This window comes from Arthrobacter sp. HMWF013, from assembly GCF_003061105.1.
Taxonomy (GTDB): Bacteria; Actinomycetota; Actinomycetes; order Actinomycetales; family Micrococcaceae; genus Arthrobacter.
Window position 1 is genome coordinate 1 of record NZ_QAIQ01000208.1, and the last position, 2,191, is coordinate 2,191.

At 68.6% G+C, this 2,191-nt stretch carries 2 protein-coding genes; both read left to right on the forward strand.

The window, feature by feature from the left end:
• A partial coding sequence (locus DBR22_RS08855) for a sensor histidine kinase (protein ID WP_219928097.1) occupies window positions 1–1,459 on the forward strand: 1,459 nt, incomplete at its 5' end.
• Window positions 1,452–2,156, forward strand: coding sequence for a response regulator transcription factor (locus DBR22_RS08860; protein WP_258229106.1), 705 nt, complete (start codon window positions 1,452–1,454; stop codon window positions 2,154–2,156). The genes DBR22_RS08855 and DBR22_RS08860, both read left to right, overlap by 8 nt.
• Window positions 2,157–2,191 lie beyond the last annotated feature (35 nt).

Sequence of the window (2,191 nt, forward strand, 5' to 3'; positions counted from 1 at the left end):
CGGGGTGCTCTACTCAAGGGCACTGTTCGGCGAAGCCGAGGTCCGTGCACGCATGCGCGTGGTGACCTGGGTGGTCACGGTGTCCCTCATCGCTTTCGTCCCGTGGACGATCGCCCCGCCGCCCTGGAACGACGCCGCCGCGGTGGCCGTCTTCGTATCGCTCATTGCCATTCCCCTCGCGGCCATCCACGGCATCCTCCGGTACGGGGCTTTCGACATCGCCCCGGGTGACCGCGGGCGCCTGACCGCACGCTCATCCGGTCTCCTGATCACCGTGCTTTTTGGGATCGGGGCCGCGACGCCGGCAGTGCTGCTGGCCGACAGCCTGACCGTTATCGGTGCGGTCCTGCTCACCGCGGTCCTCGCCATATGCCTGCTTCCTTTGCGCAGCTGGCTGGGGAACTGGATCCAGCGCGCCATCTTCGGCGACAGGGACCGCCAGCTGACGCTGCTCAGCCGGCTCGGCCGCCAGCTCGAGCAGTCCGTGGAGCCCGGTGAGCTGCTCACCCGGCTGGCGGAAGCCGTGCGTTACGGCCTTGACGCCGGCTGGGTACGCATCCGGCTGGCAGGGCCCGACGGCGGATTCGCCGAGTCGCCGACGGGTGCGGCCGGGGACGTGGCAGGGGAGCCCGTGGATTCGTGCGTGCTGGTGCGCGCGGATGAAACCCTGGGCCGGATCGAGGTCGGCCCACGCAGGCGCGGGGACTACAGCGACGCAGAACGGGCCTTGCTGCGCACGGTCGCCGGCCAGGCCGCAGCGTCGGTTGCCAATGTTCGGCTCAGCGCCCAACTCGCCGAGCAACTCAACGATCTGACGGCATCCCGGGAACGCCTGGTGGCTGCCCAGGACGACGAGCGAAAGCGCCTCGAGCGGGACCTGCACGACGGCATCCAGCAGAACGTGGTGGCGCAGATCGCCGGGCTCCGCCTGGCCCGGAACCGCCTCCAGCGGGGTGAGCTCACGCCGGGCGAGCTGACCGGACTCCAGGAACAGGCCCGGGAAACCCTGTCCGATCTGCGGGAGCTGGCGCACGGCATCCACCCGCCCGTGCTCAGTGATAACGGCCTTGTGGCAGCCATCGAGTCCAGCGCGGCGAGGTTCCCGATTCCGCTGAACGTGGAAGCCGCGGACGGTGTCCGCGCTGAACGCTTCCCGGAGGACGTGGAGACCACCGCGTACTACGTGGTGCGGGAGGCGCTTGCCAACACGGCCAAGCACGCCCACGCGACTGCCGTCTCCGTGGGCCTCGAACGGCTGAACGGACACCTGCGGATCACGATCACCGATGACGGCTGCGGAATCGGCCAACCGCCGCCGGCAACCTCCGGAGGCCTGGCGAACATCCGAGACCGCGTGGCGGCCCTGCGCGGCACTGTAAATATCTCGGGCCATGATCCGTCCGGCACCACCTTGCAGGTGGAGCTCCCCGTCCAGCGGGAGGAGCATCGAGGTGGTTGAGCCAAGTGTGCTGCGGGTGGTGATCGCCGAGGACAACTACCTCGTCCGCGAGGGGATCCGCCGTTTGCTGGAGGATTCCGGCGAAATCGATGTGGTCGCCTGCACGGGCAACGCCGCAGAACTGCTGGACGCTGTGCGCCGGTTCTCCCCGGACGCTGTGCTCACCGATATCCGGATGCCGCCGGGCCATCACATGGAGGGGATTGAGGCGGCCCGCGTGATCCGGTCCACCCATCCGGCCACCGGTGTGGTGGTGCTGTCACAACATGCGGACCAGAGTTACGCGCTTGCGCTCTTCGCTGATGGCTCGGCCGGACTGGGCTATCTGCTGAAGGACCGGGTCGGTGACCTCGAGGACCTGGTCCACGCCCTTCGTGAGGTGCGCGAGGGCGGTTCGGTCATCGACCCGCAGATCGTGGATACCCTGGTGCGCCGACGCAGTGCGGCCGCGGCGAATCCCCTGGCCGACCTGTCCCCGCGTGAACTCGACGTGCTGCGGGAGATGGCCCAGGGAAAGACGAATGCGGGCATCGAGAAGTCGCTGTACCTGTCCTCCTCCACCGTGGAGAAGCACGTCAACGCGATCTTCACCAAGCTTCACCTCCCCGCGACGGGTGTACACCGCAGGGTCGCCGCGGTGCTCGCCTTCCTGCAGAGGAACGGCGAGGACGCGCCGGCGCAGAACCACGGGACCTGAACCGCCGGACCTGAAGCGCGGACCTACTGCAACGC